At 65.1% G+C, this 26,972-nt stretch carries 21 protein-coding genes; 4 read left to right on the top strand and 17 right to left on the bottom strand.

The window, feature by feature from the left end; translation table 11 throughout:
• Positions 1 to 94 precede the first annotated feature (94 nt).
• Positions 95 to 4,006 carry a S8 family peptidase gene (locus H074_RS18560; protein WP_083920447.1) on the top strand — a complete coding sequence of 1,304 codons (3,912 nt, stop codon included), beginning with the start codon at positions 95 to 97 and terminating at the stop codon, positions 4,004 to 4,006.
• A gap of 77 nt (positions 4,007 to 4,083) precedes the next feature.
• On the opposite strand, the gene H074_RS18555 is transcribed toward H074_RS18560, so the two are convergent.
• Positions 4,084 to 4,512, bottom strand: coding sequence for an SSI family serine proteinase inhibitor (locus H074_RS18555; protein ID WP_051071952.1), 429 nt, complete (start codon positions 4,510 to 4,512; stop codon positions 4,084 to 4,086).
• A 337-nt stretch (positions 4,513 to 4,849) separates the two neighbouring features.
• On the opposite strand from H074_RS18555, the gene H074_RS18550 reads away from it, so the two are divergent.
• The 3 genes from H074_RS18550 to H074_RS18540 all read left to right on the top strand — a co-directional run bounded on the left by H074_RS18550 (position 4,850) and on the right by H074_RS18540 (position 8,078).
• A complete protein-coding gene (locus H074_RS18550) occupies positions 4,850 to 5,338 on the top strand; it encodes a sigma-70 family RNA polymerase sigma factor (RefSeq protein WP_007031582.1) in 489 nt (162 codons plus the stop codon).
• A gap of 512 nt (positions 5,339 to 5,850) precedes the next feature.
• On the top strand, positions 5,851 to 6,771 hold the full coding sequence (locus tag H074_RS38795) for an SDR family NAD(P)-dependent oxidoreductase (RefSeq protein WP_083920446.1): 921 nt from the start codon (positions 5,851 to 5,853) through the stop codon (positions 6,769 to 6,771).
• A 281-nt stretch (positions 6,772 to 7,052) separates the two neighbouring features.
• Positions 7,053 to 8,078 carry a helix-turn-helix domain-containing protein gene (locus tag H074_RS18540; protein WP_039922855.1) on the top strand — a complete coding sequence of 342 codons (1,026 nt, stop codon included), beginning with the start codon at positions 7,053 to 7,055 and terminating at the stop codon, positions 8,076 to 8,078.
• Between the two features lie 2 nt (positions 8,079 to 8,080).
• Here H074_RS18540 and H074_RS18535 read toward each other — a convergent pair whose 3' ends face one another.
• From H074_RS18535 to H074_RS18465, 16 genes are all read right to left on the bottom strand, one after another.
• Positions 8,081 to 8,827 carry an alpha/beta fold hydrolase gene (locus H074_RS18535; protein ID WP_161630686.1) on the bottom strand — a complete coding sequence of 249 codons (747 nt, stop codon included), beginning with the start codon at positions 8,825 to 8,827 and terminating at the stop codon, positions 8,081 to 8,083.
• 160 nt (positions 8,828 to 8,987) lie between these two features.
• Positions 8,988 to 9,224: a hypothetical protein gene (locus H074_RS18530; RefSeq protein WP_007031578.1), complete on the bottom strand. Its 237-nt coding sequence runs from the start codon at positions 9,222 to 9,224 to the stop codon at positions 8,988 to 8,990.
• Between the two features lie 130 nt (positions 9,225 to 9,354).
• Entirely contained in the window at positions 9,355 to 10,545 is a 1,191-nt protein-coding gene (locus tag H074_RS18525) for an FAD-dependent oxidoreductase (RefSeq protein ID WP_007031577.1), read from the bottom strand.
• 19 nt (positions 10,546 to 10,564) lie between these two features.
• Positions 10,565 to 11,617 (bottom strand): alpha/beta fold hydrolase, encoded by a 1,053-nt coding sequence (locus H074_RS18520; RefSeq protein ID WP_007031576.1) that lies wholly within the window; start codon positions 11,615 to 11,617, stop codon positions 10,565 to 10,567.
• On the bottom strand, positions 11,617 to 12,387 hold the full coding sequence (locus H074_RS18515) for a 2-oxo acid dehydrogenase subunit E2 (protein ID WP_007031575.1): 771 nt from the start codon (positions 12,385 to 12,387) through the stop codon (positions 11,617 to 11,619). The genes H074_RS18520 and H074_RS18515 overlap by 1 nt, the downstream gene beginning before the upstream one ends.
• Entirely contained in the window at positions 12,384 to 12,611 is a 228-nt protein-coding gene (locus H074_RS18510) for a phosphopantetheine-binding protein (protein WP_007031574.1), read from the bottom strand. The genes H074_RS18515 and H074_RS18510 overlap by 4 nt, the downstream gene beginning before the upstream one ends.
• Positions 12,608 to 14,542: an HAD-IIIC family phosphatase gene (locus H074_RS18505; RefSeq protein ID WP_007031573.1), complete on the bottom strand. Its 1,935-nt coding sequence runs from the start codon at positions 14,540 to 14,542 to the stop codon at positions 12,608 to 12,610. Before H074_RS18505 ends, H074_RS18510 begins: the two co-directional genes overlap by 4 nt.
• Positions 14,539 to 15,564, bottom strand: coding sequence for a 3-oxoacyl-ACP synthase III family protein (locus tag H074_RS18500; protein ID WP_007031572.1), 1,026 nt, complete (start codon positions 15,562 to 15,564; stop codon positions 14,539 to 14,541). The genes H074_RS18505 and H074_RS18500 overlap by 4 nt, the downstream gene beginning before the upstream one ends.
• 13 nt (positions 15,565 to 15,577) lie before the next feature.
• Positions 15,578 to 18,490 carry a type I polyketide synthase gene (locus tag H074_RS18495; protein ID WP_200865792.1) on the bottom strand — a complete coding sequence of 971 codons (2,913 nt, stop codon included), beginning with the start codon at positions 18,488 to 18,490 and terminating at the stop codon, positions 15,578 to 15,580.
• Positions 18,487 to 18,735 (bottom strand): acyl carrier protein, encoded by a 249-nt coding sequence (locus H074_RS18490; protein ID WP_039922850.1) that lies wholly within the window; start codon positions 18,733 to 18,735, stop codon positions 18,487 to 18,489. The genes H074_RS18495 and H074_RS18490 overlap by 4 nt, the downstream gene beginning before the upstream one ends.
• A gap of 36 nt (positions 18,736 to 18,771) precedes the next feature.
• Entirely contained in the window at positions 18,772 to 20,469 is a 1,698-nt protein-coding gene (locus H074_RS18485; protein ID WP_152521444.1) for an acyl-CoA dehydrogenase family protein, read from the bottom strand.
• Complete coding sequence (locus tag H074_RS18480) at positions 20,466 to 22,265, bottom strand: acyl-CoA dehydrogenase family protein (RefSeq protein WP_083920444.1); 1,800 nt, start codon at positions 22,263 to 22,265, stop codon at positions 20,466 to 20,468. The genes H074_RS18485 and H074_RS18480 overlap by 4 nt, the downstream gene beginning before the upstream one ends.
• Positions 22,262 to 24,028, bottom strand: coding sequence for a fatty acyl-AMP ligase (locus H074_RS18475; protein ID WP_039922758.1), 1,767 nt, complete (start codon positions 24,026 to 24,028; stop codon positions 22,262 to 22,264). Before H074_RS18475 ends, H074_RS18480 begins: the two co-directional genes overlap by 4 nt.
• 202 nt (positions 24,029 to 24,230) lie before the next feature.
• Positions 24,231 to 24,815, bottom strand: coding sequence for a lamin tail domain-containing protein (locus H074_RS18470; protein ID WP_007031566.1), 585 nt, complete (start codon positions 24,813 to 24,815; stop codon positions 24,231 to 24,233).
• Positions 24,816 to 24,918: 103 nt separating this feature from the next.
• Entirely contained in the window at positions 24,919 to 25,281 is a 363-nt protein-coding gene (locus H074_RS39355; RefSeq protein ID WP_007031565.1) for a helix-turn-helix domain-containing protein, read from the bottom strand.
• A gap of 61 nt (positions 25,282 to 25,342) precedes the next feature.
• Positions 25,343 to 26,926, bottom strand: a complete 1,584-nt coding sequence (locus H074_RS18465) for a DUF2334 domain-containing protein (RefSeq protein ID WP_007031564.1) — start codon at positions 26,924 to 26,926, stop codon at positions 25,343 to 25,345.
• Positions 26,927 to 26,972: the final 46 nt, after the last annotated feature.

Here is a 26,972-nt window from a genome sequence, read left to right as displayed (position 1 = left end):
GCGAGTAGTCGTCATTGACGAGGTTCCGCCGACGATTCATATAACCAGGGGCCAGAAAACCAGGTCATCATGCGTTAGCGAAAACGAACGACGGATGGCAAAGGAGCGCGAACGTGCCGGGCGGATGAAGGCGGTAGAGCCTGCTGACGACGCCCGATCCATATTCTCTGTGCTTCTCGGAAGTGAGGGTGTCATGCAGGCCCATTCGAATCCATTGACTGGTGGTGTTCTACGTAGCCGCACATGTCTGTTCCTGACAGTGTTCAGCGTCCTCTTCGCCATGGTCTTCGTAGGTGGAGCGTCGGCAGAGCAGTCCGGTGCCGACCACACGGACAAGCTCGCCGACGGCGGTGAGCAGTCGCACCGTGTGACCTTGTTGACCGGTGACGTCGTCACGTATTTCGAACGTGCCGGCGGCCAAGCGGGGGTGTCGATCGAGGCGGCTCCCAGGTCTGGGGAGCCACCCCTCTTTCAGACCAGGACCGATTCGGACGGCTTCTCGGTGATCCCCTCGGATGTGGCGCCCTACCTGGCGTCCGGGGCGGTCGACCCGGAGCTGTTCGACGTCAAGGAACTCGTCCGGGAGGGCCTGACCGATGCGAAGAGCGACAAGCTGCCGGTGATCATGAGCTACCGGCAAGACACCCCTGCCGACGTCGTCACCCGACAGGCGGATGCCTTTCCCGCGAGCGACCGGACATTGACCCTCCCCACCATCAACGCGGCGGCTGTGAAAGTCCATCGCGCCGAGGCGGGAGCGTTCTGGCGGGCACTGATCGGCCAAGGCGGCGACCCGCAGGCGTTCAGTGGTGATGTGAAGCTCCGCCTCGACCGAAGGGTCAAGGTGAGCGATGACGAGAGTGCGGCGCAGATCGGTGCTCCCGAGGCTTGGCGGGCCGGGCTCGACGGCAGCGGTGTCACCGTGGCGGTGCTGGACACCGGTATCGACGCCGCGCACCCTGACCTGGCGGGCCGGATCGCGGGTTCGCGGAACTTCACCCCGGACCCGGACGCGAACGACGGGTACGGCCACGGCACGCATGTGGCCTCGATCATCGCCGGATCGGGCGCGGCGTCGGCGGGCAAGTACCGCGGCGTGGCCTCGGGGGCGAAGCTGCTCAACGCCAAGGTTCTCGACAACACCGGTTATGGCGAGGAATCACAGCTCCTGGCCGGTATGGAGTGGGCGGCCAAGTCCGGCGCCCGGGTGATCAATCTGAGTCTCGGCGCGGGGCCTTCAGATGGCAGCGACCCGCTCAGCGAGATGGCGGACAAGCTGACCGCGGCGACCGGCGCGCTTTTCGTGGCCGCCGCGGGTAACACAGGTGGGACCGCCATGGTGGAAGCACCGGCGGCGGCGGGTACGGCGCTCGCGGTGGGCGCGGTGGACAAGACGGACAAACTGGCCGAATTCTCCAGCAAGGGACCGCGGCTGACCGATGCGATGGTGAAACCCGAGATCGTCGCGCCGGGCGTGGACATCGCCGCCGCCCGTGCCGCGGGAACCAATCTCGGGACACCGGTGGGAGACCGTTACACCCGGCTCTCCGGTACGTCCATGGCCACGCCGCATGTCGTCGGCGCGGCGGCCATTCTCGCCCAGAAGTATCCGCAGTGGCGGTCAAGCGAACTGAAGGCGATGCTCACCGCGACGAGTAAGGAGATCGGGGCCACCTGGTACGAACAAGGCGCGGGCCGAGTCGACATTCCCAAGGCACTGGCGAGTACGGTGCTCGCACCGACGTCGATCTCCTTCGGACGCTTGCCTGGCTCGACCGGTAGCGCGAAAGTGAAGCGCCCGGTGACCTACACCAACCTCTCCAATCGGGCCGTCACGGTCTCGCTCAAGGCTTCCTTGACGACGTGGAAAGGTGAGCCGGCGCCTGCCGGCATGGCCGTGCTCGATTCCGACACCCTCGTCGTGCCGGGCGCCGGAAAAGCCACGGCCATGGTGACGATCGATCCCGGCACCGGCCCGTCCGGTGCCTATGGCGGCGTGGTCACGGCGAAAACCGCTGATGGCAAGGCCGAAGTCAGGACACCGATCAGCTTCTACAAAGAGCCTGACATGGTCTCCTTGACCGTGAAGCTGATCGATTCCCAGGGCAAGGCGCCTGCGGCGCAATCGCTGACCGTCATTCGTGACGACTTCGACTGGATCAATCTGAAGAACAACGATCCGTTCCTTCCGCCGGTCTATCCGGTGACGGTGAAGGGCGGCGCCGGCGTCATCTCCGTGCCGAAGGGGCACTATTCGGTGACGGGCACGATCGCCGAGAAGAGGGGACAGACGCGGCGTGCCAGCCTCCTGGTCGCGGCCGGTGTCCCCGTGGACAAGCCGAGCACCATCGCCCTGGACGCGCGCGCCACCGTGCCGATGCAGATCGAGACTCAGGAGCTCACCGACACCAGAGAGCGGTTCACAGCGGTACAGCGCACTATTCCCGGCGCACCGGTTGCCTTCGCGAGCGGTGTTCTCACGTCGGGAACCGGCTGGAAGATGTTCGTCACCCCTGCCGCTCCTGCCGGGCGCGGAACAGTGGGATCCCAGGACCATCTGACGCTCGGCCAGGCCCTCGTCAGCCTGCGCGTCCGGACCCGGGCCGGCGAGCAGATCCTGCACCCCGAGTACGATCCCGCCGCGATCGCCGGGAAGTTCGCCGGCGAGCGGCAGGTGGCGGTGCCGTCTTCGATGGCCGTGCCAAGCTTCGAGCCCACCAAGGTTCTCGGCATGCTGACCGGTGACGCGGCTCAGCTGTCACTGGACCCGGTTGAAAGCGATCGGCTCGGGCAGCTGATCCGCGGCGGCGACGCCGTGCTTCTGCTGAACGTGCGGAATCAGCCGGAATACATGTACAACGTCTACTTCCGTGACCGGAACGGCGTGCCCGCACGCCACGTCAACAAGGTCGAGCAACGACGGATGGTGGCTATCGACACCCGCTATCACGGTGACCGCGCCGATCTGATCTACCGGAAGAAGTGGTTCGCCTTGCCCACGGACGCCCCGTCCAGCATCGCGCTCAGCGGGACCCAGTTCCAGGGGCCGGGCAAATGGACGGAGTACGTCGGGCCCGCCGACGACACGGTGTTCTGGAAGCGATACGTGACTCAGATGGCACCGGGCAAGGACGGCGTGCCGGACTTTTCGACGACCTTCACCATGATCGCGGAGAACATCTTCGCCACCGCGGGACGCGGATCAGAGGAACGGTGGTTCCAGTCGCCGATTCGCGGTGGAGCGGCGAGCCACAATACGGGCGCCTTCCCCGTACTGTGTTCGCTGTGCCGCGGCGATACCGGTGAGTTCCTGCCTGCCGCCCAGTGGATGGATTCCACGCCGGGGCATTACAGCGAACCGTGGCAGTCCGGGGAGTACCTCAGCAAGGTCGCCTTGCGTCAGGGTGATAAAGAGATTCCTGCCGTGTGGCGCCCAGGACTGGCCATTCCGCTGTTCCCGCTCCGCCCCGGAAACGGGACTTACCGGCTGGAGTCGGAGGACACGGTGCCGGACCGTCCGGCGTTCGGCTGGCCGAACAAGGCGGTGCACCGCCTGACGCCGCGGATCAGTACGGCATCGACTTTCGGGTCGGCCGGACCGGGGACCCTCCCTTCCGGGTACGGATGCCTCGACGGCTGGCGGAAGTGTAGCTACCAACCGCTCATCACCATTGATTACCAGCTCCGGCTTGATCTGCTCAACCAGGCCCCCGCCGGACAGCTCAACACCTTCGACGTCACAGTCGGTCACCATGACGGTGCACAGGGAGCGGGCCGGATCAACGAGTTCCGGCTCTGGTACTCGACGAATGACGGCGCCGGCTGGAACCAAGCGGAGGTGGCTCGCACCGGTGACGGCCGCTACACAGTACGGATTGCCCATCCTAAGCTCGGCGACACATCGGGGTTCGTCTCGCTTCGTGCCGAAGCTTCGGACACCGCCGGAAACCGGATGAGTCAAACTCTCGAACGCGCGTACGCGCTTACGGAACACCCTGCCCAGTAAGGCTCTATCCGATCGCCGCGCGATGGAGAAGTGATCTCCTCGCGCGGCGATCGGCGTGCTGAGGCCCCAGTGAACTCCTAGAACTGGAACACCGGCCCCGTGCTGATGCGGAGAACGCACTGGTTCCGGTAGGTGCGGTTGAAATACACCGGCTGACCTCGCCAGTCGCCCAACGCGGTGACCTTCACCGGCGCGTAAAGCCCGGGGCAGGGTTTGCCGGGTGCGCCTGGCAAACTCTCGAGATTACCGTGGGCGACATCGAGATCATGACAGGCGCCGGTTCCATGGGGATGGTTGCCGCCCGTCGGGTCGCAGTACAGGTACCGCGTGCGCGCGACGACCGACCCGGTCGGCCCGTCGGATACCTTCAGTTCCATTTGTGCGAACGGCTTGGGCTGTTGAGACGGTGGGTCTGCCACGGTAGCGGCGCTTGTCGCGCCGGCGGTTCCGGCATGCACGACCAGGATCATGGCCAGCAACGGCCAAAGAGCGTATTTGTGGATCACTTCGAATCTTCGCCTTCTTTCCGTCTACGTGTTCGCGTCTGACGATCGGAAGACATCCCGGGCAATGGGTACGCAGTCATCCGGTGCATCGCCTCTATCATGTTTTCGCGGTGCGTCGTCAGATCTCACGCGATTGAATCGTATGGCCGTCGCGCCTGCCACCACACAGTCCAACGGACGCGCGGACGAGGTCCTAAGACCCTGGTCTTGTCATCCAGGTAAGGTTAGCGTTCCTTCATGAAGCGGTCCCGTCTTGTGCGCGGCCGTTCGTGGAACAAATACGTTGGCCGAAAGTCTCTGTACGGGAGCGACCTCAGATGCCGGTCCGGGGAGCGTCATGATCGACTCGCCCAGCACCTACTGGCGGGAATCCGTCAAATTGCGCGAGTTTCTGATCCGAGTGGCGGCGAGCAGGTGTTCCCCGAGCGCCGACCCGGAGGACATCGTGCATGAGGCGCTCGTTCGCGGAGCCTGTTATCCCGACCTCGATCTGGAGCGACTACCGCAGTTTCTCGTCACGGTCGTGATCAGATTGTGTATCGACGAGAACCGCCGTACCACGGTGGCCGTACGAATGGCTCGGGACCGACGGCTGTTCCCGGCCAGTCCTCAAGATCCCTCCGAATCCGTATGTGACAGAGCCGAGGCGCATTGGCTCGTGCGCCGACTTGCCAACTTTCCGCAGCGTGACCGGAAGTTGGTGTCGATGGTCACCGATGGCCTGCCGTCCGCGGAGATCGCGAAAGTTCTGCATACCACTCCGCAGGGAACGTATTCGGCTCTTTACCGCATTCGCCGCCGGATCAACAACTGCTACACGGGTTAGCGCCTGATCCGTGCTCGCGGCCGGTTCGGTCACGGATTTTCTTCGGCCGAGTTCGGCCGGAGGGGGGCCGGACTTCCTGCTGTGCCATTCGAGTGATGAGGCGATGCGTCCAGGTGGTGGTCACCTGGACGTTGCAGCTCAATTGTGCAGGTAAAACCGGAGCCGAAGACAATTCGCATCCTACTCGGAGGATGTAATCGAACCACACGATCGGGTGTTGTGTCTAATTTGTGCTCGCGCCAGTATTGCATGACGTTAAGCATCGGTCGCGCGCTGACCGCTGGTCGGGCGAGATGGGGGGGTGATCGAAGCCTGAGGCCGTGACTCTGCGATGCGACGTTTTCTCATGAGTTGTGCCTCTGTTCGCTGACGGTCTGGTTATGCCGGGCTTGGCTGGTCGGGGCATGGTGCGCGCCTTGGATAGCTGCCTAGCGACGTGGGATTGATCGGCTGGGAATTGCCGGTTCTGCGCACGATGGCAAGGGTCGCCAGTGGATAGAAGGTTGTGATTCATGGAATCAGTGGAAATCAATTCGGTTGCTCGTGGCCGGTCGGAACGGAGAATCGCCACATCGTCCGGGCGAAGGCTATTGGCACTCGTCACCGGGGCGACGGACGGTATCGGCGAAGCGGTGTCGCATCGTCTCGCTGGGATCGTCGATACTCTGCTGGTGCACGGCAAGTCGGCTTCTCTGCTGAGTGCGCTCGCCGCCGAGCTGGCTCCGGCTCACCCCGGCACCAGTATCGTTCCGATCTTGGGTGACCTGCGTTCCTTTGCCGACGTGCGGCGTATGGCCGCGTCGATTCGGACGACCTTCGACCACATCGACATTCTCATCAACAACGCCGCTACCGCCGGTCAGCATCCACGCACGCTGACCGAGGACGGTAACGAGTCGATCTTCCAGGTGAATTACCTTTCTCCGGTTCTGCTGGTCGCCGAACTCTACGACCTGCTGCTGGCGGCTCGTTGTTGTCGCGTTGTCAACGTTGTCTGCGACATACATCGGCAGGCGAGGACGATAGGCCCGGGCTTTGCCGACAGCCGGCGCTATCATCCCCTGATCGCCTACGCGCAGTCGAAGTTCGCTTTGGCGGTGCACACCGCGTCGCTGGCGTCAGCCTTCGCGGAAAGCCGATGTACGGCAGTCTGTCTTGATCCTGGCGTCGCCGAAACGAAGTTGCGGCGAAAGTTGGTGGTGCTGCCGGGAGGCGTGGTTTCCGAGGCGGCCGACAACGTGCTGTATGCCGCTACGATGCGGCCGAAGGCACGCGAATTCTATCTCAAGGGCAAAGAGATCGTACAGCCGGAACCCGAGCTGCTGCGTGCCCCCGTTCGGCGAGCACTCGAAGAGATGACCGAGGATGTGCTCGGCAGGCAGCTTCCCTGGGCTGAAACATCAGAGGCGGGACCGTCTTCGGCATACTGCTGACGAAATCGGGATATGGATAAGGAAGTGCCGGGTGGAACAGTGCTGCGCCACTTGTTCCACCCGGCTTCCCTCTCCTGTCGCCGTCCCCGGGCGACTATTTCGCACTCCTTGTGACGATTTCGTACCTATCCCTGCGCTCGATCCATGCGCTGCCGTGGGTCCTATAATTCTGGATGAACACGCGAATCGTCAATCTCGAGCTATGGCGCATTCTGGCCAGTTTCGACTTCTCGCCAGGTCTTGCCGTCAGATCGAGGTGAGGTAAGCGAGAGGATCGAATGATGCTTGAGATTGTAGGTTTGGACGCAGCCGCGCAGACCGTCTATGAGTTCCTCGTCGACAGCCCGCCGGTCACCTTCGAAGACATCCGTGGTCAAACCGGGCTTGGAGGGGAGCAGCTTCGGCGACTGTTGGACAGGCTGGAGGCCCTCAGCCTGGTCATCCGTACAGAGCACTGCCCGCCGGCGTTCACGACTCCCGCCCCCGATGCCGCGCTCGAAGTACTGCTCCTCGAGCAACAGGAACGGATCAAGCGTGCCCGGATCTATGCCGAGCAACTCTCGGCTCGCAATCTCCGTACCGCCGTCGGCTGGGAGCCCTCCGAACTGGTCGAGGTCATCACCGGCGCGGACGCGGTGGCGCAACGGGTCGAACAGTTCCTCCGCGGTACCAGCAACGAGATTCGCTTCGTCGACAAGCATCCCTATGTGGTGGCACCCAAGGTGCTCGCCCCGGTCGAGGCGCAGATGCTGGAACGAGGTGTCGTGTTCCGCGCGCTCTATGACACGGCCGGACTGGAGACGCGCAGTCTGCAGACCGAGGTCGAACCCGCGATCGCGCGCGGGGAGCAGGCGAGGGTGCTTCCCGAGGCGCCGGTCAAACTCATCTTGTCGGACAGCCGCCGTGCCATGCTGCCGCTTCAGTCGGATCCGACCATGATCGAGAGCGTTGTCATCGTTCATCCCTCGGCTCTGCTGGACGCGCTGGGTGCGTTCTTCGAGGTGTTGTGGCGATCGGCCGTTCCGCTGTCGGCGGCGAACAGGGGGGAGCTGTCCGCGGACTCGATCAGCACCGAAGATCTCCGTCTCATCGGGTTGCTCACGGCCGGACTTCCCGACCAGGCCATCGCGCGGCAACTCGGATTGTCCTATCGCACGTTCCAGCGCAGACTGGTCTCCCTGATCGAATCACTGGGTGCCCGGACCCGGTTCCAGGCCGGCCTTCAGGTGGCCTTCCGTGGCTTGGTTCCCAACCCGGTCGCGGACAGCGCCCAGCGATCCGTCTCTCGAGCGCCGCAGGAGCCCTGACGTCAGGACCTGGCGGGCGCCACGGTGCCGAGAAAGTCGACCACCACCGGAACGACGGTTTCCATGTCCTCGGTGTGCGGATAGTGCCCGGCCCCCGGGACCATCACGACGGTCGCCGGACCACCGAGACGAGCCGCGGTGTTCTGCGCCTCGACGGTGGGATCCCGGAAGTCCGGATCCTGGTCGCCCATCAGAACGAGCGTGGGACAGGTGACCTGGCCGAGCGCGTTCTCCGCGGAGGTCCGGCTGCTCCTGAGCATTTCCCTGGCGGCCGCGAACCGGCCGGGCTCAGCGAGGTTGTCGGCCAGTTCCTGACGGCGCAGTTCGAAATTGTCCGGTTTCTCGAAGCCGAAAAGCTTGGGCCAGTAGGACATCCACAAGGTCTGTCCCAGCCGCGGCAAGGTCGCCAGCCGCATCATCGCCCTCTCGGCCGGGCCGAGCTGCACGTCCCGGACGACGGCGCCACTGAGAATCACCCCGGAGACCAGTTCGGGCGCCTTGCTGGCGGCGATGACGGCGGCGCCGCCGCTGAAACCGTTTCCGAGCAATACCACCGAGTCCGCATCATGCGCGCGGGCGATGGCGAGCAGATCGTCGGCGACGTCATCGGCCGAATAGGACGGCCAGCTTACGGTCGAACCACCATGGCCCCGCAAGTCGGCCGAGATCACCTTGAAGCCGGCGGACGCCAGATCTTCGGCGAGATAGGTGAAGGTGCTCCTGAGATCGCCGAGACTGGGGGAACACACCACAAGCCGGCCTTCCCCGATCACCGTGCAGGCGATTTTTCCGCCGGGTCGTTCCACAAAACGAGTACTGCTGCCGTTCATTGGAGCCTTTCGAAGAGGGTGCCGCCCGGCGCCCGGACCGGCGACCGGGCGGCACCACGGGATCAACGCCTGTCGCGGTTCAGCAGCCGATGGCCAGATACTGATCGAGGCGCAAGAGCTTCCCGGTCAGCTCTTCGGAAACACATCCGCGGTCGACATGGACCATCCCGGCCAGCCCACCCAGCCGTACCCCGAGGTCCACGCCGCTCGCCGCCACGGCTTCCGGCAGCGGGGCCGCGGTGGCGGCCGTGGAGGCCGCGACGGGGACCGCGATCACGGTCGCGGTGACGAGTAGAGCCGAGAAGATTCGACGCACGCTGATACCTACCTTTCTGCATTTGTTCAGGACGCAGCGATTCTTTCCGGGGTTTGCGGTAGGCCGGAAGAAGCCAGCTGACTGGCTCCCCCTGTGGCATATGGTGCGCGGCAGAATGGGTGAAGACGGGCTATGTGACGGAGCTCCCCGCTGATTGTTGGAGTTGGAAGAAGGCGTTGTTCAGTAACCTTCGCTTCAGCCAGGGGTTTCGGTTCAGTGATCGGTAGAACGTGGACCGCAGGAGCACCCTCAGCGGGTCGGAAAAGGTGAACATTCTTTCCTGTTGAAGTTGCAGTGAACGGGAACGCCGTACGCTGGGCTCCCTGATCCGCTGGAATTGCCTGGCCGCCATCGTCACTTCATCCCGCCCCTTGCTCAGCACCTCGGAGAGGAGCGGTGCGAGTGTCATGGCATCGAACAAGGCATGGCTCACCCCTTGGCCCAAGATCGGCGAGAGGGTGTGCGCGGCGTCCCCGATGAGCAGCAGGCCCGGCCGGGACCACTGGGGGACGACGCTCGTGAAGATGTCCAGAACCGAGGTGTCCGACCAGCTTTGGATACTGCCGCGGACCAGGTCGCCGAGCTCGGGAGCGAGTTCGTCCAGCCTGGTATGCAAACCCGTCAGACCTGCTCGTCGAAGGGTCTGGAGCCCGCCCTTGGGGATGTTGAAGCCGATTCGCACGAGGTCCGGATAGGTCGGGATGAAGAGGCCGTGGCGGCCACCGGCGATCCGGATGTGGTAAGTGTCGCTCGTCCAGTCCGGTGGAGCGGGAAGCTTCAGCCACACGACATCGCGCTCCAGCGGTGTCCGGCGATAACGAAGGCCGGACATTTCGAGCACTTTGCTGTACCGGCCATCGGCTCCGACGGTCAGCCGTGCCCGGATCTCCTGCTCGCCGGCCGGACCTCGGCTGCGAATGCCCACGACTGCCCCGTCGGATTCCACGAGGCCGATCGCCGAAGTGTTCCGCAGCAGTGCGAAGCCGGTGTGCCGATCGGCTTCCTGCTCCAGGATGGCCAGCAAGGTCGGCTGAGGTACATCCAGCGGGTGACGATGGCGATGGGGAAAGTCGTCGAAATCGACTTCCAGAAGTGTTCGCCCGTGTTCCGTGAGCTTCATCTTCCGATTCACCAGCGCGCCGGCGGCCGTGATGCTCTCCAGGATCCCGAGACGAGCCAGCAGTGATACGGCGTCCGGGGAAATCGTTTCCCCTCGGAACGATCGGTTGAAATGACCGGTCTGCTCCACGACGACGACGTCGCATCCGCGGCGAGCGAGTTCCAGGCCGAGTGTCATCCCGGCCGGGCCGCCGCCGACCACACAGACATCCACGGATAGCTTATCCATTGAACCCCTTGATGAACGAGGCCGAGTATCCGGCAGTACGGAGGCGGAGGACGGAACGGACGATCCACAGCTTGGTCCGCAGCACATGACCGGGTGAGCCGTGTACGTCGTCGAACCGAATCGACTTGAACTTCGCCAGGTGCCGCTCGAGGAGGCGAGTGTCGGCGGAGGGAATGATCTCGTCCCGGAGGCTGACCACGGAATACACGGGCACCTTGACCCGGGCGAGCTCGTCGGGCCGGAGGGCGAAGGCGTCGAGACGTCCCGGAACCTCGCTTTTCGGGATTCCGAGGAGATGGGCAAGGGTCCGCTTCGTGGTTTCGGGTACCCCTGTCCACCAGGTGCGGTCCTGAAAGAAGGCCGATACCGGTGGGCCGACGGTCACCAGGCCGCGCAGCCGCGGGTCGTGTGCGGCGCAGCGCAGCGCGAGGTGCCCGCTGAAGCTCATGGCGACCGCGTATACCTCGCGAACCGGGGCGATCTCGCTGATCTTGTCGAGCAGGCCGGAAAGCATCCGCCAGCTGTCGTGGTCGTAGGTCATCGGGTTTTCCCCCACACCGGGCATTTCCGCGGCGACCGCGGCCATGCCGAGCTTCCTGGCCGCCGGCAGTGAGGGTGCCCATTGCTCCTTGACGCTCACGATCCCGCCGATGAACAACAGCAGCGGACGGGACGCACCGGGATCGAGGCCGGTGGCCCACACCGGCACGCGGTGCCCGGACAGCTCCAGCTCGAGCCGATCGATCCCTCCCCGGTCCGACCGCCATTGATCGAACTGGGCCACGCAACGGTGTGCGGCGCGCTCCTGCGCCGGGTTCGCCGGAAAGGGAAAGCGCGCCAGGTTGTTCAGCTTGCAGGCGTCGAGATGACGTCCCGTCCCGGCCATCCGGTCGGCGGCGAGCGCCCATTCCCCGCACCAGGAGCCGGGTCCCTCGCCGTCGGTGTGCTCGATGCGTTCGAGTATCTCCCGGCACAGCGCGCCGGGAAGGCCTTGCACCCGTGCGTGCAACCGGACGAGATCGCTCAGTTCGGTGAGGTACGACATCAGGGAACCGGCCCGCCGGCGTTCGGGCTGGTGAGGGTTTCCAGCCGGTCCTTGAGGTTGCCGAGGACGTCGGCCGCCGCGGCGCCGTCGATGACGCGGTGGTCGAAGGTGAGCGAGACCGGGAGGATCGGCATGATGCACATTTCCCTGTCGCGCACGGCGGGCCGGTCGGTGATCTTGCCCAGTCCGAAGGTCAGTGTGGTGCCACCCGAGGAGAAGAACCGGGCCACCGGCCGGTGGCCCAAGGACGTGACCGCGACGGTTCCCATCCGCCGGTGGCGGCTTCGCGGCCGGTTGGCCCAGCCGAAGGCGACACGTCCGATGGGGACCGGAAGCCGCTGCAGGGCGCGAGCGCCGCGAAGTTCGGGAATCTCTTCACTGGGCGTGTCCCGCAGGCGGTCCACGGTGTCCTGGATCGCATCGAGGCTCATGAGATCGATGTCGGGAACCACCACCGAAAGCACCGCCCGCTGGCCGGCGATCTCCTTGTCGAGGGCCAGCTTCACATCAACGGAACCGTGGTTCACGATGCGGGGACGGAGACCGCCCGCGCAGGCGGCGTTGGCCTCGGGGTACTCGGCGACGGCACGGCTGACGCCGCGCATCACGTAGCTCACCACGGAGTACTGCCGGTTCGCCGCCTGCTTGTGCGCCAGCAGCTTCGTGGCGTCCACTTCGGTGTCGAGGTAGACGGGGCTGGCGGCGCGGGCGAATCGGAGGAAGTGCCAGGTGTGCCGTCGCGCCGCGGGCAGCGACCGGATCGTCGTCATTCGGTGGTTCCCACCTGTGCGTGGAGGTCGGCGAGGCTGCGTGATTCGAGAAAGCGCGTGGCGGACAGGGGCCTGCCGGTCGCGGCTTCGAACGCGGACAGCAGTTTCAGCAGGTGGAACGAATCCCACCGCGGGAGCTGGTCGAAATCGGTCCGCAGATCGTCCTGGGTGAGGTACAGACCGCATTCCCTGGCCACGATTTCCAAGAATTCGTCGATACTCATTCGGCCACCCGATCACCGAGGCGTTCGTTCAGCCGCACGACGAGTTCGAGATGAGGTGGGTTCGGTGGAATCGTGCTCAGGTCGTGTGAGAACACCGTTTCGTCGTCTTCACTGTCGGGATCGGCGGTGAAACCGTTCATCGGATAGAAGTCCTTGACCTTGTCGTTCATACCGGTCAGCCGGAACGCGGCGGTGACCTTGGTGGCACCCGCCTGCGCTGCCTGGCGGAGGACCGTCCGCAGGCAGGCGGTCTCGACGTCTCGCGCCAGGACGCGGCAGGACAGGACGAAATTGTCGATATGCAGCACTGGGCCTCGCCGGCGCGTGAAGATCGCGCCGACCGTTCCGTATTCGCCGAAGCGGTCGGTGCAGCGGACCGCGATCACTTCCGTGTCCTGGCCCGCGATCAGCTCGAGCACGGCCGCGGTGTCCAGGCGGTCCGCCGTGAGGTTGAACCTGTTGGTGCGCTGGGTCAGCTGTGCGACCCTCCCGGCGTTGGCCTGACCGGCCCGGAACAGTTCCACCGTGGTCTTGAGGTCGGCCAGGTATTCGGCTTTCGATGCGACCTGTTCGCGGAGCTTCACGCGTTTCCGCTCGGTCAGATAGCGCTCGACGCGGGTTCGATCCGCCTGGGTGATCTCGTCGGTGATGAACCACCGGTCGGCGAGAAGGCGGCGAACATGCAGCGCGGGTTCCTCGGCGTCGACCTCGATCACCGGGACCGTGGGCAAGGCGTCGCGGACCACACCGCGTTCGGTCGCCGAATCGTCGACGAACACGAGACTGTTCACGCCAATGCCCAGCTTGTCGGCGATCTCGACCAGGTTGTCCGGTTTGGCCCCCCAGTTGACGGCCATCGCCACGATGTCGTCCGCACGCAGTGCCAGGTCCGATTTCTGCTTGAAGACATCGAGGACCTGGTCCTCGTCGTTCTTGCTGCACACGGCGACCAGCACGCCTTGGGAGCTGAGCTGCTTCACGGCCGCCTGGAAGGCCTGGAAGGCTTCGCCTCGGAAACCTTCGCTGACTTCGATACCGTCGGGGCCGTCGTCGGCGAGGTTTCCACCCCACAGCGTGCCATCGAGATCGACCACGAGGCATTTGCCGGCGCGCCCGGTGAGCGACCGCACCACATGACCGATTTCCCTGGCATAGGCGGAAAAGAATTCGTCCGAGAAGTGTACGTTGGCGTAGCTGCTCGCCCGGGGATCGGCGAGGACACCGGACTCGCCCAGCAGCGGTTCGGTGTCCACGGTGAGCACCCCGGGCCGGTTCGTGGAGAACCTGAGCAGGTGCGCGTTGAATTCTCGCCACGTGGCGCCGAGCAGCGCACGCGAACGATGGTCGATGAGCTGTGAGGCCCAGTACCAAGGCAGTGGAACGGTGTTGAAGACCAGCGTGCCGGTGTGCCGGGTCTGATACGCGTCGGTAATCTCCTCGAGAAGTGAGCTCAGCTGCCGCAGCGCATACCGGACGTCCGTCGGAGTCCAGGGAGTCCGGAGCCGCCGGAACATCGCGTCGGCGTCGAGCAGGCACACCGTGACATCCGGTTCGGTCGCGAACAGCTCGTTGTGTGTTTCCCGGAGTTCGATCGCATACTGGCCGTAACCGCCGACCTGAATGCGCGGAATGAAACCATGCCGGGCCAGCTGAGCGCTCAACGGCGACACGAGCGGCCGGACGGTCGAGCTGCCGGTGATCGCCACGGTCGCCTCGGGAAGGCCGGGATGACGTCGAAGCAGGGCGTCCGGGTGTACCTGGGACAGCACGGTCCCGGCGCGAAGCAGGGCCGCCTCGTCCAAACCCGCCAGCAGCTCCGGCACCGCGGTGTAGCTGTCGACGAGTTCTCCGGTGGCGTGCAGGTGGCTGAGGCGGACGTCGCCCGGCGCCGGGCATCTGCTGAGCAACTGGGTCGTGCCGGTGGCTGTCACATTCCCTCCACGGTGAACGCGCCCTTGATCCATTTGCTGGACTCGATCGCGATCGCGACGGCACGTTCGCCGGGCCGGATGCGGTCGTAGAGCAGATCGAGCTGGAAGAAAGGCGTGGCGTTGCCGGTATTGCCGGTTTCCGCGACGCAACTGATCTCCGCCGCGTGACCCAGGGCGAGATCGGCGGCTATCCGGCTGGTCATCCGTCCTGACAGCTGCGGTGGCAGCAGATAGGACGCCGACTCGCGATCCCAGCCCGTCGACGACAGGACCTCGTCAAGGGCTTCCTTGGCCAGCGGTGGTACCCGCTCCTCGATCGCCTTGTAGTCCTCTTCGAACGGCGGGTCGGGTTCGGACTCCGTACGGGCCAGATCTCCCGCACCGAACCAGCGCACGACTTGGCCGGGTGCGCGGCCGAGCCCGGTGAACCGGTTGAGCACCTGGCGCAGCAGGAGCGATCCTGGCACGGCATCCGCCGTGACCACGATGGCACCCGCGCCGTCGCCGAACAGGACGTAGTTGACGAGTTCGGCGGTGGAAACGCCTTGCATTTCCCGGTCGGCGACGAAGTGTTTCACGCTGACGTCGCCACCGATGACCAGTCCGAGGCGGTGCTGGTCATCGAGTAGCCGTCGAGCGAGATCCAGTGCCTGCACCGCGCCGGCACAGCCGGACTGGAGCTGGTACGTGGAAACGTGGTTGACGCAGAGCCTGCTGGCGATCAGGTTCACCGTCGCGGGCATCAGCGTGTCGGGAGTGGCCGTGGCCAGAATGACGAAGTCCAGCTCTTCAGGCTCGATACCAGCCCTGGCGAGCGCCTGAGCTCCCGCTTGCGCGCCCAGATCCGCCAGTGTGTGCGTGGGTTTGCCGGTTTCCAGATCGATGGCGAAATGCCGTTTCCTGGTGCCGATGAACATTTCGATCCACTCGGCGCTGATGCCGAGTTTCCCGGCCATGATCTCGTTGTCGATCGCGTCACCGGGCAATGCCGTCCCGGTGGACACGATGTGTGCCGCAGGCAATGATTGTTCCTCTCTAGGACGCGTCGTGCCGTGCGGAGACGTACGAGACGACGTCCTTCACGGTTTCGAGCTGGGGGAGTTCGGAGAGATCCATCGGTCCGTCGATGCGAAGGAGCGTCGTGAGCCGGTCACTCAGCCTGATCAGGGTGAGCGAGTCGTACCCGAGGTCGTCGAGCAGCCGGGCGTCCATCACCAGATCGTCCGTCGAGTAGCCACCGACCTCCGCCAGCGCCGCAAGCGTTCGCTCGACGACCGATTCCGTGGCCGAGGCAGCAGGAAGGCCTTCGGTGCTCGCCTGCTGGACGGCCGTGACAGGTGAAGCGGCGTGATCGTCGAAAACATAGGGCGGCAGACGCCAGGGCATCTGCTGTTGTTTGGTGTACAACCGTTGCCAGCGTGGGGTGAGCCCATCGCGATACAACGCGGCCAGTACCTCGGCGACCTCGTGGCCGGCGGCCGTTTCACCAGGGCACGGCGTGAGCACGGTCATCTCGTGGTCAGGATCGGCGCGCCGGACCAGGTCGAGGGTCGTCGGTGCGGGACCGACCTCGATCAGGTGGGTCGGGCCCAGCTCACGCACCGCGCTCAGCGCGGCATCGAACCGGACCGGGGAGGTGATCTGCTCGACCCAGTAAGCGGAGTCCAGCCCGTCGGTGATCAGACGGCCGTGCAGGGTCGACGCGATCGGGACGACCGGGCGATAGGCGGCGACAGCGTCGGCGGCTCTGCTGAACTCGGCCACCACCGGCCGCATCAACGGCGAATGCATGGCGGGAGTACCGAGTACCGGCTTTGTCGCCACGCCGGCCTCACGGAGCGCGCCGGTGACCCGGGCGACGGCGTCGGTGTCACCTGAGATGACCAGATCGCGAGGGCCGTTGTACCCGGCGATCGTGACAAGCGGTTCGGCATCGATGTGCGGTTTCACCTGAGCGGCCGTCGCTTCGACGGCGACCATGGCACCGTAGTCCGTCAGCTTCTGCGTCGACGCCGCGAGCGCCACGACGATCTCGCAGGCGGCAGACAGGGGAAGAACTCCCGCGAGGCAGGCGGCGGCGTACTCGCCGGTGCCGTACCCGAGCATCGCTTCCGGCCAGACGCCGAGGTCCCGGAGGGTGGCGCCGAGCGCATACCCGACCGCGAACAACGCGGGCTGGGCCAGCGCGGGGTCGTGAACGGAGACACCGTCGGGGTACATGTCGTCAATGACCAGGGAGGCTATCGACCGGCCGAAATGCGGCCGCATGGCCGAGTCGACCTCATCGAACCGATCGCGGTAAGCGGGAAGATTGTCATACAGCGCGCGGGTCATCCGGGGGTATTGGGCACCGGGACCGGTGAACAGGAAGATCACCTTGGGGGTGGCGTATCCGCTGCCGGTCGGTATCCGCGGATCGGCGATCTGCGCGCGAAGGTCGGCTTTGAGCTTCTCGCGGTTCCAAGCAGGCAAGGCCCACCTGTGCTTGAGGGAGGTCTTCACGAGGTTGGTGCTGTGGCAGATTTGGGGCAGACGTTCCGACGGCTCGCGATCGATCATCTCGGCGATGGAGGCGAGGTTGCGCCGTAGCGCCGTGACCGTGCCGGCCGAGACGGTCAGCACGCCGACACCACCTCGTTCCGGACGACGGTCCGCGGGCGGGGGAGTCGCCAGTACCAGGTGGGAATTGGTCCCCCCCAAGCCGAAACTGCTCACCGCGCCGCGAACCGTGCCCTCGGCGGGCAATCGCATCGGCAGCCGGGCCAGCCACAGCCCGTGCTGGTCCAAGCGCAGATCGGCGTTCTCTTCGTTACTGTGCCTGCTGGGCGGCAGAATGCGACGATCCAGGGCGAGGCAGGTCTTGATCAATCCGGCGATGCCGGCCGCTCCCTCTGTATGCCCGATGTTCCCCTTCACCGAGCCGAGCGCGCAGGGCTGTTCCCGTTCGCCCGCGTGCACAGCACCGAGAGCCTGGACTTCGATCATGTCGCCGAGGGTTGTGCCCGTTCCGTGTGCTTCGACGAAATTGACTTCGGCGGGCCTTACTCCGGCACGGGCGTAGGCGTTACCGATGACCTGTTGCTGTGACCATCGGTTCGGTGCCGTCACGCCATTGCTCCGGCCGTCGTGGCTGACCGCCGACCCTTCGATGACCGCGTAGATGGGCTGCTTGTGGGCTATCGCGTCGCTCAGCCGCCGCAACACGACCACGCCGACGCCCTCGCCGCGGCCGATCCCGTTGGCGTGAGCGCTGAACGGTTTGCACTCCCCGTCCGGTGCGGACAGACCCGCCTGCGTGTAGAAGATGGACAGCGCGGGGGTGAGGATGATGTTGACGCCCGCCGCGATCGCGAGGTCGCAGTCGCCCGCGGACAATGCGGCGATAGCGAGGTGTACGGCCACGAGGGACGACGAGCAGGCGGTGTCCACCGCCACACTCGGGCCCTTCAGATCGAGGTGGTAGGAAATACGGTTCGCCGCCATGTGATAGCCGTTGCCCGTACCCCGTCGTGGGGTGATCTCCGCGTAGTCCGCCATGTGCAGCACAGCCCATTCGCTGGACATGATTCCGACGTGGACACTCGTCCGGCTGCCTGCCAACGACGCCGGGTCGATGGCGGCGTCCTCGATGGCACGCCAGCTCGCCTGGAGCAGGAGGCGCTGCTGAGGGTCCATTTCGAGCGCGTCGTGCGGTGCGATACCGAAGAACTCGTGATCGAAGGACGACGGGGCGTTGAGAAAGCCCGCCATCGTGGTGTTCATGGTTCCCGGTTTGCCTTCGGCGGAATAGAACGCCTCGGCGTTCCATCGGTCGGAGGGTATCTCGGTGATCCCATGATCGCCTTTGAGCAGCATCTCCCAAAAGGAGTTCTTGTCCGGCGCTCCAGGGAATCGGCAATCGATGCCGACAACGGCCACGGGACTGATCGGTCCGGCTCCCCACGTCATCGCGGCGCCACCAGCTGGGTGCGCAGATACTCGGACATGGCCGTCACGGTCGGGTAGTCCCATGCCAGCGTCGGTTCGACCGGTACGCCGAAGTGGTCTTCGATTTCTCCGCACAGGGTGAGCGCGTACACCGAGGTGAGCCCGTACTCGGCCAGTGGACGGGCGACGTCGATCCGGTCCGGCTCTATCGCGAGATAGCTCGCGACCTTCTGGATGAGCCACGCGGCTATATCGGTTGTGGGCATGATCTTGTCCTTGTCGTGGGGAGGGTGGATCACCGCTCAGCGAGGCAGCGTCCGGTGGACCGGGTCTTCGTCGAGGCAGAAGCTGGTCCCTTCGGCCGCGCGGGTGAGCAGCTCGGTGAACAGCTCTTCGTCCAGCTCTCTCGCACTGGGCGGGGTTCCGGGCATGAGACGGCCGAGCAGCCGTCGCAGAGCGACCCGGATCCAAGCCGGGCCGGCCAGCACACGCCGATCCCGGTTGTGCCGCCAGATGCCGAGGCACGCGGTCGCGGCCAGCAAGACCGCATAGCGTTCCGCCAGCGAGTCGCTGTCCGTACTGTTCGCCGGATCCAGTTGCCAGACGTGTGCCTGGCCGACGTGCGTCGCGAGGTGTTCCAATTCGGTGAGCAGGAGGGTGGCGATGGTCGAGAGATCGGTGGCCGTCTTCGCCTCTCCGCGCAACTCGTCCAACCAGGGCTCAAGGCAGGCGAGCAGGGGATCACCCTGCGCCCGGGCCGGATGCTCGTTGTGCTCGAGCGGCGGCAGTTCCATCTCCGGGGTGAAGATCGACGCCGATGCGGCCGAACTCGAGGGATAGCGCTGCGCGTGGGCGAAGGCGGGCAGGTGTGCCGCGATGGTGATCTCGGGCGTGCGGTCCGGGTAGAGCAAGCTCAACGAGGGAAGATCGCGGAAATGTTTGCCGAAGATCGCATGTTCGCCCTCGCGAAGGTAATACCTCGCGCCGAGGACCACCGAAAGCTCGTTCATCGCGTTTTCGAGCAACAACGGAACCAGATACCGGCTGGCCGCCGCGTAGGCCCTGGAATGACCGGGCAGGACATGCAGGGCCCTGGCCACCGTCGTGACCAGGCAATCGGCGATCAGCAGATCGGCGAAGGCGCCCGCGATGGTCGCTTTGGCATGGGGAATGTCGCTGACGGTCCGGCCGTACAGCCGGCGGTGAAGCGCGAAACGCATCACGGTGAAGAGACTGGCGTCGAGCATGCCGAGCGACAGCCCCATGGTCAGGCAGCCGCCGATCTCGGAAGAGCGACGCGCGAGATCGGCTCCAGATCTCGCCGAGCCGATGAGGCTGTCCTGAGGGACGGGGCACATGCTGAACTCCAGGCCGCCGAGATGACAATCGCGCAGCCCGAGGGTGCGGACCCTGGGTGATCTCCGCCGGCTCTCGTTGGGAAGAGCCGTCAGGTCGACGAGCAGCAGGGACCTCGAGTGCCGGTTCTCGGTGTAGGCCGTCCGCGCGATGACGACGGCGTTGTCGGCACGGTCGGAATTGAAGACGAGACCGGCGTGCCCGTCGAGAACGTGGCGGCCGCCTCGCTCACGAGCCGTGACCTCGAGCGCGGCCGGGTCCGGATACATTCCCGGTGTCCCATGGGCCAGGCATACCTTGCTCCCGCCGAGGATCTTCACGGCCAGGGCATCCTGCTGCCGGGCGTTGTCCGCCGCGAGCCACACGTTGAGAGACGCCAGCAGCGTCGGCACCCCGTAACCGATGCCCAGGGCGGCATCGCGCCGGAACACCGGTCGCAAGCGCCTGATGAATTCGTCCGCGGTGCCCAGCCTGCCGCCCAGCCGCCGTGGCACGAACTCGGCGTTGACGGACAAGGAATCGAGGAGTTTCTCACCGGCTTCGAAGACCTCGCCTCGTTCGTCCGCTTCGATGATGGCGTGATGTCCAAGCGGGTTTCCGGGCAGGTACGGATCCCCGAACTCTTTTTCGAGATCCACTGTCATGACACCTTGCCGTAACTGTTCGGGGCCCCTGTGGCCGTCGCCTCGGCGAGCTGGAAACCGAAGAGCGACGGAAGCCGCTCGTTCTTCACCTGGTCGGCCAAGACGTCGAAGAGCAGATCGAACGGCGGGGCGGCTGCGCCGTGCTGGTCGCCGGTCGTGGCCAGGATCCGGTAGAGCGCGGCATGAAGCCAGACACCGTTGCTCCACAACAGATCTTCGGCGTGCCTCGGACGTCCCGCGGGTCGCCGGGCCGGTACCTCTTGATGGTTTCGCAACCACAGTTCGATCGCGACCACACCGGCGAAATAGAGCGCGGAACGCTTGGCGATGGAGAAGAGGCGATTTGAGATGTCCTGTCCGGTCGGCGGTTCCTCGGCGATGTCCATCCAGAGCTCGTCCAAGGCTTCTCCCAGCCGTTCTGCTGCCGCGGCGAGCGGTATGAGCAGGGGGTTGCCCTTCGCGAGCGCGGTGACTTTCGAGATCGACGATTCCGCGGCGAGCAGAAAGCTTGCTCCGTTCCGTGGTATCAGGGACAGCTTGCCGAACTTGGCCTGCGGTATCGGCCGCGACAGCTCACAGCATGCCGCGATCCCTTCGTGGTCCGGTGCGAGCCGCTTGTCGCGCGCCCGGGAAAGGAGTGGGAACATGCTGATCAGCGAATGCAGGTTGACCACGGTGTTGCCGTCGAACAGCGAAACGACGCGATGGTCGCGCTCGACCTTGCCGAGGCTGCCCCGGCGCTGGTCGTCCTGGTGAAGCGCGACCGGTCCCATCAACCGCCGCAGGCGCGCGATCGCCGCCTCCGTGCGGGTGGGGACGAGATACTTCGTGACGGCGGCGATCACTGCGAGTTCGGAGGTGAGCGCGTGGACGGCGCGAACAGCCACGACGGAAAGTGCTTCGGAGAGCAGGTGATCCGCATAGGCGAGCGCTATGGTCCTCCTCGCTCGCGGGAGATCGACGACGGGACGACCGTACCGGCTGTTCTTCTCCAGGAATTCGACGGCGATCCGGAGCGCGTGATCGCTGCTGCCGAGGGACAGCGCGGAACACAACGTCCTGGTGACCTGTAGTCCCTTGAGGACGGTTTCCAGTCCGGAACCCTCGGGACCGATCAGCGCGTCCGCCGGCACTTCGGCGTCACGGAAGACGATTCCGCTGACGTCGGCGCAACGATTGCCCAATGTGCGTACTTTCGGCAGGCATCGGTAGCTGCCGGACAGTGTGGACTTGTCGACAAGGAAGAGGCTGAAACCTCGCGGTCCACCCCGGGAATCGGTCCGCGCCAGTACGCACATCACACCACACCGGGTCGCGTTGTTGATCGGCCATTTCTCGCCCCGCAGCAGGTAGGAGGTGCCGATCTTCTCCGCGACCAGATCACCGTCCGCCAGATCGCTCCCGTGGTCCCGTTCGGTGAGGCCCCAGGACACCGGGACGCCGGCGGTGATCATGCGGCCGAGGGAAGTCGCTTGGCATTGCTGCCCGGCGATCCAGACGCAGACGGCACCGAGGTAGGTCTTGGCGTGCGCGACGGCGACTCCCATGTCACGCCTCGCCAGCATCCGCACCAGGTGCGCGGTGGTCTCGTAGCTGGTGAGCAGGCCACCGTGGTGCGCGGGAACGTAGTACCTGCCCAGACCGAGCTCGTTCAAGTGGCGGCAGACGTCATGCGGGAACTCACCGGAGTGGTCAAGTGCGGCGAGCCGCGCGTAGCCGAAATCCAGACACCGGTCCTCAGGATTTCCGAGGACCGGCTCCAAACGCTGTACGGGCTCCCAAGGTTGGTGTTTCATCGACTCACCTTCGAGTCGGCGAAGGCCACGGCGGGCGCGGACGTCGGATGGGGCTTCAGCTGCCCGGACAGGAACTTCTCCCGCATCAGCCGCCGCTGTACCTTGCCGCTGGTCGTCTTCGCGATGGCGCCTGCGCGCACAATGACCACGTGTGCCAAGTGGACGTCCAGCTCGGCTCGCACTTTCTGCCGCACCAGCCCGGCGAGTTCGTCGGCACTGGCTTCCCGCAACCGCGCCGCGCTCACTTCGTGCACGAGAACCACTTGATCGCTGCGCTCGCCGACGGCGAAGGCCGCGGCCTTTCCCTTGACCAGCGCGGGATGGGCCAGGTGCGCGGTTCGCTCGATATCCCAGGGGTATAGGTTGCGGCCGTTGACGATCAGCATTTCCTTGAGCCTGCCGATCACATAGAGTTCGCCGCCGTCCAGCACGCCGAGGTCTCCGGTACGGAGGAAGGGGTAGTCGCCGTCGGTCGCCGTCGCGCGGAACGTCTGCACACTCTCCATCGGCCGGTTCCAGTACCCGGCCGCCACGCTGCCGCTGCGTACCCAGATCTCACCGACCTGGCCGTCCGGCAAGGGCCGGCGAGTGAGTGGGTCGACTATTCGGATCGTGACCCCCGAGGGAATTCCGCAGCTCACCAGAACACTGCTGTTCGCCGACGAATCGGCCTCTTTCAGTTCGTTCCGTTCCAGTGCTTGGGTGTCCACCGCGCGGGTCACCATTCCCCGGCCCTTGGTACCTGAGACGAAGAGAGTCGATTCGGCGAGCCCGTAGCACGGGAGAATCGCGCGTTCGTCAAGCCCGGCGGGCCGGAACCGCTCGATGAAGGCTCGCAGTGAGTCGTGCCGTACGGGCTCGGACCCGTTGCAGAGCACGCGCAGCGAAGACAGGTCCAGTTCGGCGAGTTGCTCGTCGGTGACCCTGTCCGCGGCCAAGTCGAATGCGAAGTCGGGTGCCACGCTCACGGTGGCGCGGTACCGGCTGACCGCCCACAACCACCGGTGCGGACGCATCAAGAACGTCATGGGGGACATGAAGTGCGTGGTGCCACCCACATAGAGCGGATGCAGTAGCTGCCCGATCAAACCCATGTCGTGGAAATGGGGAAGCCAGCCGACCACTGAAACGTCCCGCCCGGTGCCCAGCGCCTGCTGGAGGAGGTTCTGGTTGCTCATCAGGTTTCCCTGCGTGACCACGACTCCCTTGGGGAGATCGGTCGAGCCCGACGTGTATTGGAGGAATGCGGTCGTCCGCCAGGTCAGTTTGACGGGGCGCCAGGGACGCGGCGAAACCGCGGGAAGCAGATCCGTGGCGGCGTGATGCATTCGGCGGGGCAGGACGTGGTGATCGATCCAGTCGCGAATGGTGGCGGCGTGGCTGCTCTCGGTGAGAATCACGCTCGCTTGAGCGTCGAGTGCGAGGGCCCTGGAACGAGCGGCGCCATTCCCGCCCGCGGCGGTGAGCGGCGCGGGTACCGCGATGACGCCGGCGTAGAGGCATCCCAGAAAGCCGACCACGAATTCCGGCCCTGGCGGGAACAACAGGATCGCTCGCTCTCCCGGGGCGGTGTTGTCCTGCAGCCAGATCGCCACACGCCTGGCCCTCGAATCGAGATCGCGATAGGTCACGCTCTCTTCGGCCATGCTGGTCCCTGATTCCCGGAGAAAGACGAGCGCACGCTTGTCGGCGTGTTCGGCAACCCGGTTACGGAACAAAGTGACAAAATCGAGTCCGTCGCTCAACAGGGAAGACCTTTCCATAATTGCGTCGGTATTTCACGCCCGGTTCGGGTGCCGAAAGGCACGGACTGTGGCGTCGGGCCGTCACAGTCTGCTGTCCGCAGCGGAATCGAAAAAGAGGCCACCCGGGCGGCCCCCTGGTCGCGTATGGCGAGTGGAGTTATAGAGGGGCTCGGGCCAGAACCTGGCCCGAGCCCCCGGATCAGCGGTGTCGTGCGCGAACTCAGCCAGGGCGGCCCGGAGTGGCCGGGAGCTTCTGGAAGTCGACACGGTTGATGCCGGTGAAGAGCACTCGGTGGAGCGACTTCCGCTGCACCGCGTCCTGCTGGGTGAGCGGCACGGCCGGGGTGCCCGACCGGAACGTCGTCCTATACGTGGTCCCCACGACGTCCAGCTGCCGGCCCATGACGGTCTGCAGGGAGATCCCCACCGAGTTGGGGATGTCCCTGGTGGTCGAGAAGATCTGGTCCGGCTGTACCGACGAAGCGAGCCGCTGGCTCGCCAGCAGGTAGGTCTGTCCCGGCGCCAGTCGGGTACCGGTCGGGATCTGGGCGATCTCGAATTCGACGTTGCTGAAATTGGCCAGCAGTCGGGCACCGCCGATGTTCACGGTGTAGGCGGCGCGGTTGGACAGTTCGATGAATTCCTTGAACGTCGCATCGGGGCCGACGCCCTGGGTGGAGAACTCGCTGATGTGAACGCTGCGCGGCGCCACTTCAGCCTGCTCCGCGGCAACGGCCGCGTTGCCGACGCCGATGCTGAACATCGCCGCGACGGCCGTCGCGATCACGGAAATCGTACGCTTCATAATAATAGAATCTCCTGCATTAGGTTTCTGATGAATCAGGGTTCTCGTAGAGACCCTGAGATAGATATTGTCAATGTGAGTGGCCTGATAAAAGAGGCCATCATCATGGCTCCCGAAAATCCTGTCGGTCGTTCGCTTCCGGACCCCGCCGATCGAGCTCGAATGGCAGCAGGGTCCACGGCTGTGGCCGCAGCATCGTCGCCAGCAGGCGTTCTCGCCTGGCGAGCGACGCCGCATACTGCAGGGTGGGCAACGGTATCTCGAGAACATGGCTCAGCCAGTGCAGCCAATGGCTGGTGGGAATGCGTTTCCCTCGTTCCCATCGGGATATGTCGCCACGGGTCACGGTATCGCGGCCGGACGCCGCGACAAGCGCCTCGGCTAGTTCGCGCTGACTGATCCCACGCCTTTCCCTGATCCATTTGATCAGCTCCGCAATCGATTCAGGTGGTTCCCGGTCGTACACTTGGATTCCTCTGTCGAAAGGTGCGCGGCACGTGCGCGACGTAGCGTCTCGCACAACGTGCTCAGCCAGATTGGATGTCCGCCGCGTCGACGAACGTGAAATCCAGGTCTTGGATTCCGGTCACCACCTGCTTGAGGTAGCTGGTCCCCAGATACGGGTGGTAGAAAAAGCTCGCCACGCCGCCGCGGATCGCCGCGATCCGCTTGGCTGTGGCCAGGATGTCTTCCGGAAGCCGGCGTGGCTCATCAGGCCCCGTCGTCGGAGATACATGGTCGAGCGATTCGGGAATGACAACCGATCCGTAGATATCTCGTACCAGGAACGGAAAACGCTGACTCGTGGTATGGGAGTAGTCGGGTTTTTCGGAGCCGCAAGCGCCGTTCCGGCACCATCCGGCGGCGAAGAAACCCTGGTCGTATCGGGCATGGAAACGCTCTTTCACCACCGTGTAGTCGATCGCCGAGCCCACGTAATGGGGGAACTCGAAAATGGTCGGCACGGGTAGCCCGGCCCGGCGGAACTCCCGGGCCGCGGCCGTGAGCCGTTGATCGGCCCAGGTCTCGGAGTCGGCTGATACCGGTCCCTGGTGGCGCAGGCCGCCGTGGTTGTCGAGCCCCACTCGATAGAATTCGTAATCGTCACCACTCACGCCGGTGTAGGGATTCGAGTCCTCGCCGTATTGATGTGTGTAGCCGTGCATCACCAACGTTCCCCGCCGCGCGGTCATGTAACGCAGGGCGTCGACGACCGCGGGCGTGTCCGCCAACGTCTTGTCCACCGGTTTGCCGTTGTTGTAACGACCCCGTGGATCGCGGTAGCGGGGGTAGACCGCCACTGAGAAGGGGACTCGACGCGCGTGCAGGTAGTCCGCGATCGCTCGCAGTCGCACGGGATCGGCGTCCGGGCCGACGTCCTCGATCCGGACCAGGGCGCGCTTGTTCTTCGACCGGGATGGGCCCGCGTGCCGGGACAGAACGTCGGCGGCGGCGAGGTAACGGTCGTCGAGACCGGTGAACGAGAAAGGCACTTCACCCAGATAGGTCAAGTTCCGGGAGCGCACTCCCCAGGGAAATCGGCTGCCATCCGGGCGAACCGCCTCGCCCACTGTGGTCGCGCGGGCGGGGTCGGTGATCTCGGAGCGCACGATGCCGCTCGGAGCCGCGGCACGATCACGGTCGAAGGATACGCCGCGGTAGTCCACGCGGATCGTCACGCTCTTGTCGATCCCGGCAGGCCGCCAGCCGAATCTCGTCGAGAAGCCGCGGTTCCTGTCGTAAAGCTGGCCGATGTTCCGGCCTATCCACAGCACCGGCGTACGTGTGGTCAATACGGCGTCGAGGAACGTACCGGGCAGCGGTCTGTGGTCACTGGTGCCGATGTAGACCACGGCCGTGTAGTCGCGCAAGTCTGTCCGAAGATGCTGCTGGACAGGGAGCATGGACCAGGCGCCGCCGTGGGACAGGAGATTACCCGCCATGATCGCGTACGACTCCCCGAGCCAGCCGTATTCACCGTCGGCGTCGTAAAGTACGAGCGTCCGCCTGGCCGGCTCCGCACCGGGAGCGGCGGGGTGCAGGCGAATGGTCGCGGAACTCGCGGCGGGGGAAGTGATCACCAGTGTGGTGCTCAGCACCAGAAGGGTCATGAGGATGCGCCGGACGCCAAGCTTTCTAGTCAAGAAGAACTCCGTA

Source organism: Amycolatopsis decaplanina DSM 44594, assembly GCF_000342005.1.
In the GTDB taxonomy this organism is placed as follows: Bacteria; Actinomycetota; Actinomycetes; order Mycobacteriales; family Pseudonocardiaceae; genus Amycolatopsis; species Amycolatopsis decaplanina.
Note: the sequence above shows the minus strand (reverse complement) of the source record. Positions and strands in the feature narration are given on the sequence as shown.

Bases quoted from the DNA above. Each gene is read 5' to 3' on its own strand.
- H074_RS18480 (WP_083920444.1), bottom strand. From the start codon at position 22,265: ATGAAACACCAACCTTGGGAGCCCGTACAGCGTTTGGAGCCGGTCCTC.
- H074_RS18510 (WP_007031574.1), bottom strand. From the start codon at position 12,611: ATGAGTATCGACGAATTCTTGGAAATCGTGGCCAGGGAATGCGGTCTG.
- H074_RS38795 (WP_083920446.1), top strand. From the start codon at position 5,851: ATGGAATCAGTGGAAATCAATTCGGTTGCTCGTGGCCGGTCGGAACGG.
- H074_RS18490 (WP_039922850.1), bottom strand. From the start codon at position 18,735: ATGCCCACAACCGATATAGCCGCGTGGCTCATCCAGAAGGTCGCGAGC.
- H074_RS18550 (WP_007031582.1), top strand. From the start codon at position 4,850: ATGATCGACTCGCCCAGCACCTACTGGCGGGAATCCGTCAAATTGCGC.
- H074_RS18485 (WP_152521444.1), bottom strand. From the start codon at position 20,469: ATGACAGTGGATCTCGAAAAAGAGTTCGGGGATCCGTACCTGCCCGGA.
- H074_RS18495 (WP_200865792.1), bottom strand. From the start codon at position 18,490: ATGACGTGGGGAGCCGGACCGATCAGTCCCGTGGCCGTTGTCGGCATC.
- H074_RS18465 (WP_007031564.1), bottom strand. From the start codon at position 26,926: ATGACCCTTCTGGTGCTGAGCACCACACTGGTGATCACTTCCCCCGCC.
- H074_RS18540 (WP_039922855.1), top strand. From the start codon at position 7,053: ATGCTTGAGATTGTAGGTTTGGACGCAGCCGCGCAGACCGTCTATGAG.
- H074_RS18560 (WP_083920447.1), top strand. From the start codon at position 95: ATGGCAAAGGAGCGCGAACGTGCCGGGCGGATGAAGGCGGTAGAGCCT.
- H074_RS18475 (WP_039922758.1), bottom strand. From the start codon at position 24,028: ATGGAAAGGTCTTCCCTGTTGAGCGACGGACTCGATTTTGTCACTTTG.
- H074_RS18470 (WP_007031566.1), bottom strand. From the start codon at position 24,815: ATGAAGCGTACGATTTCCGTGATCGCGACGGCCGTCGCGGCGATGTTC.
- H074_RS18515 (WP_007031575.1), bottom strand. From the start codon at position 12,387: ATGACGACGATCCGGTCGCTGCCCGCGGCGCGACGGCACACCTGGCAC.
- H074_RS18520 (WP_007031576.1), bottom strand. From the start codon at position 11,617: ATGTCGTACCTCACCGAACTGAGCGATCTCGTCCGGTTGCACGCACGG.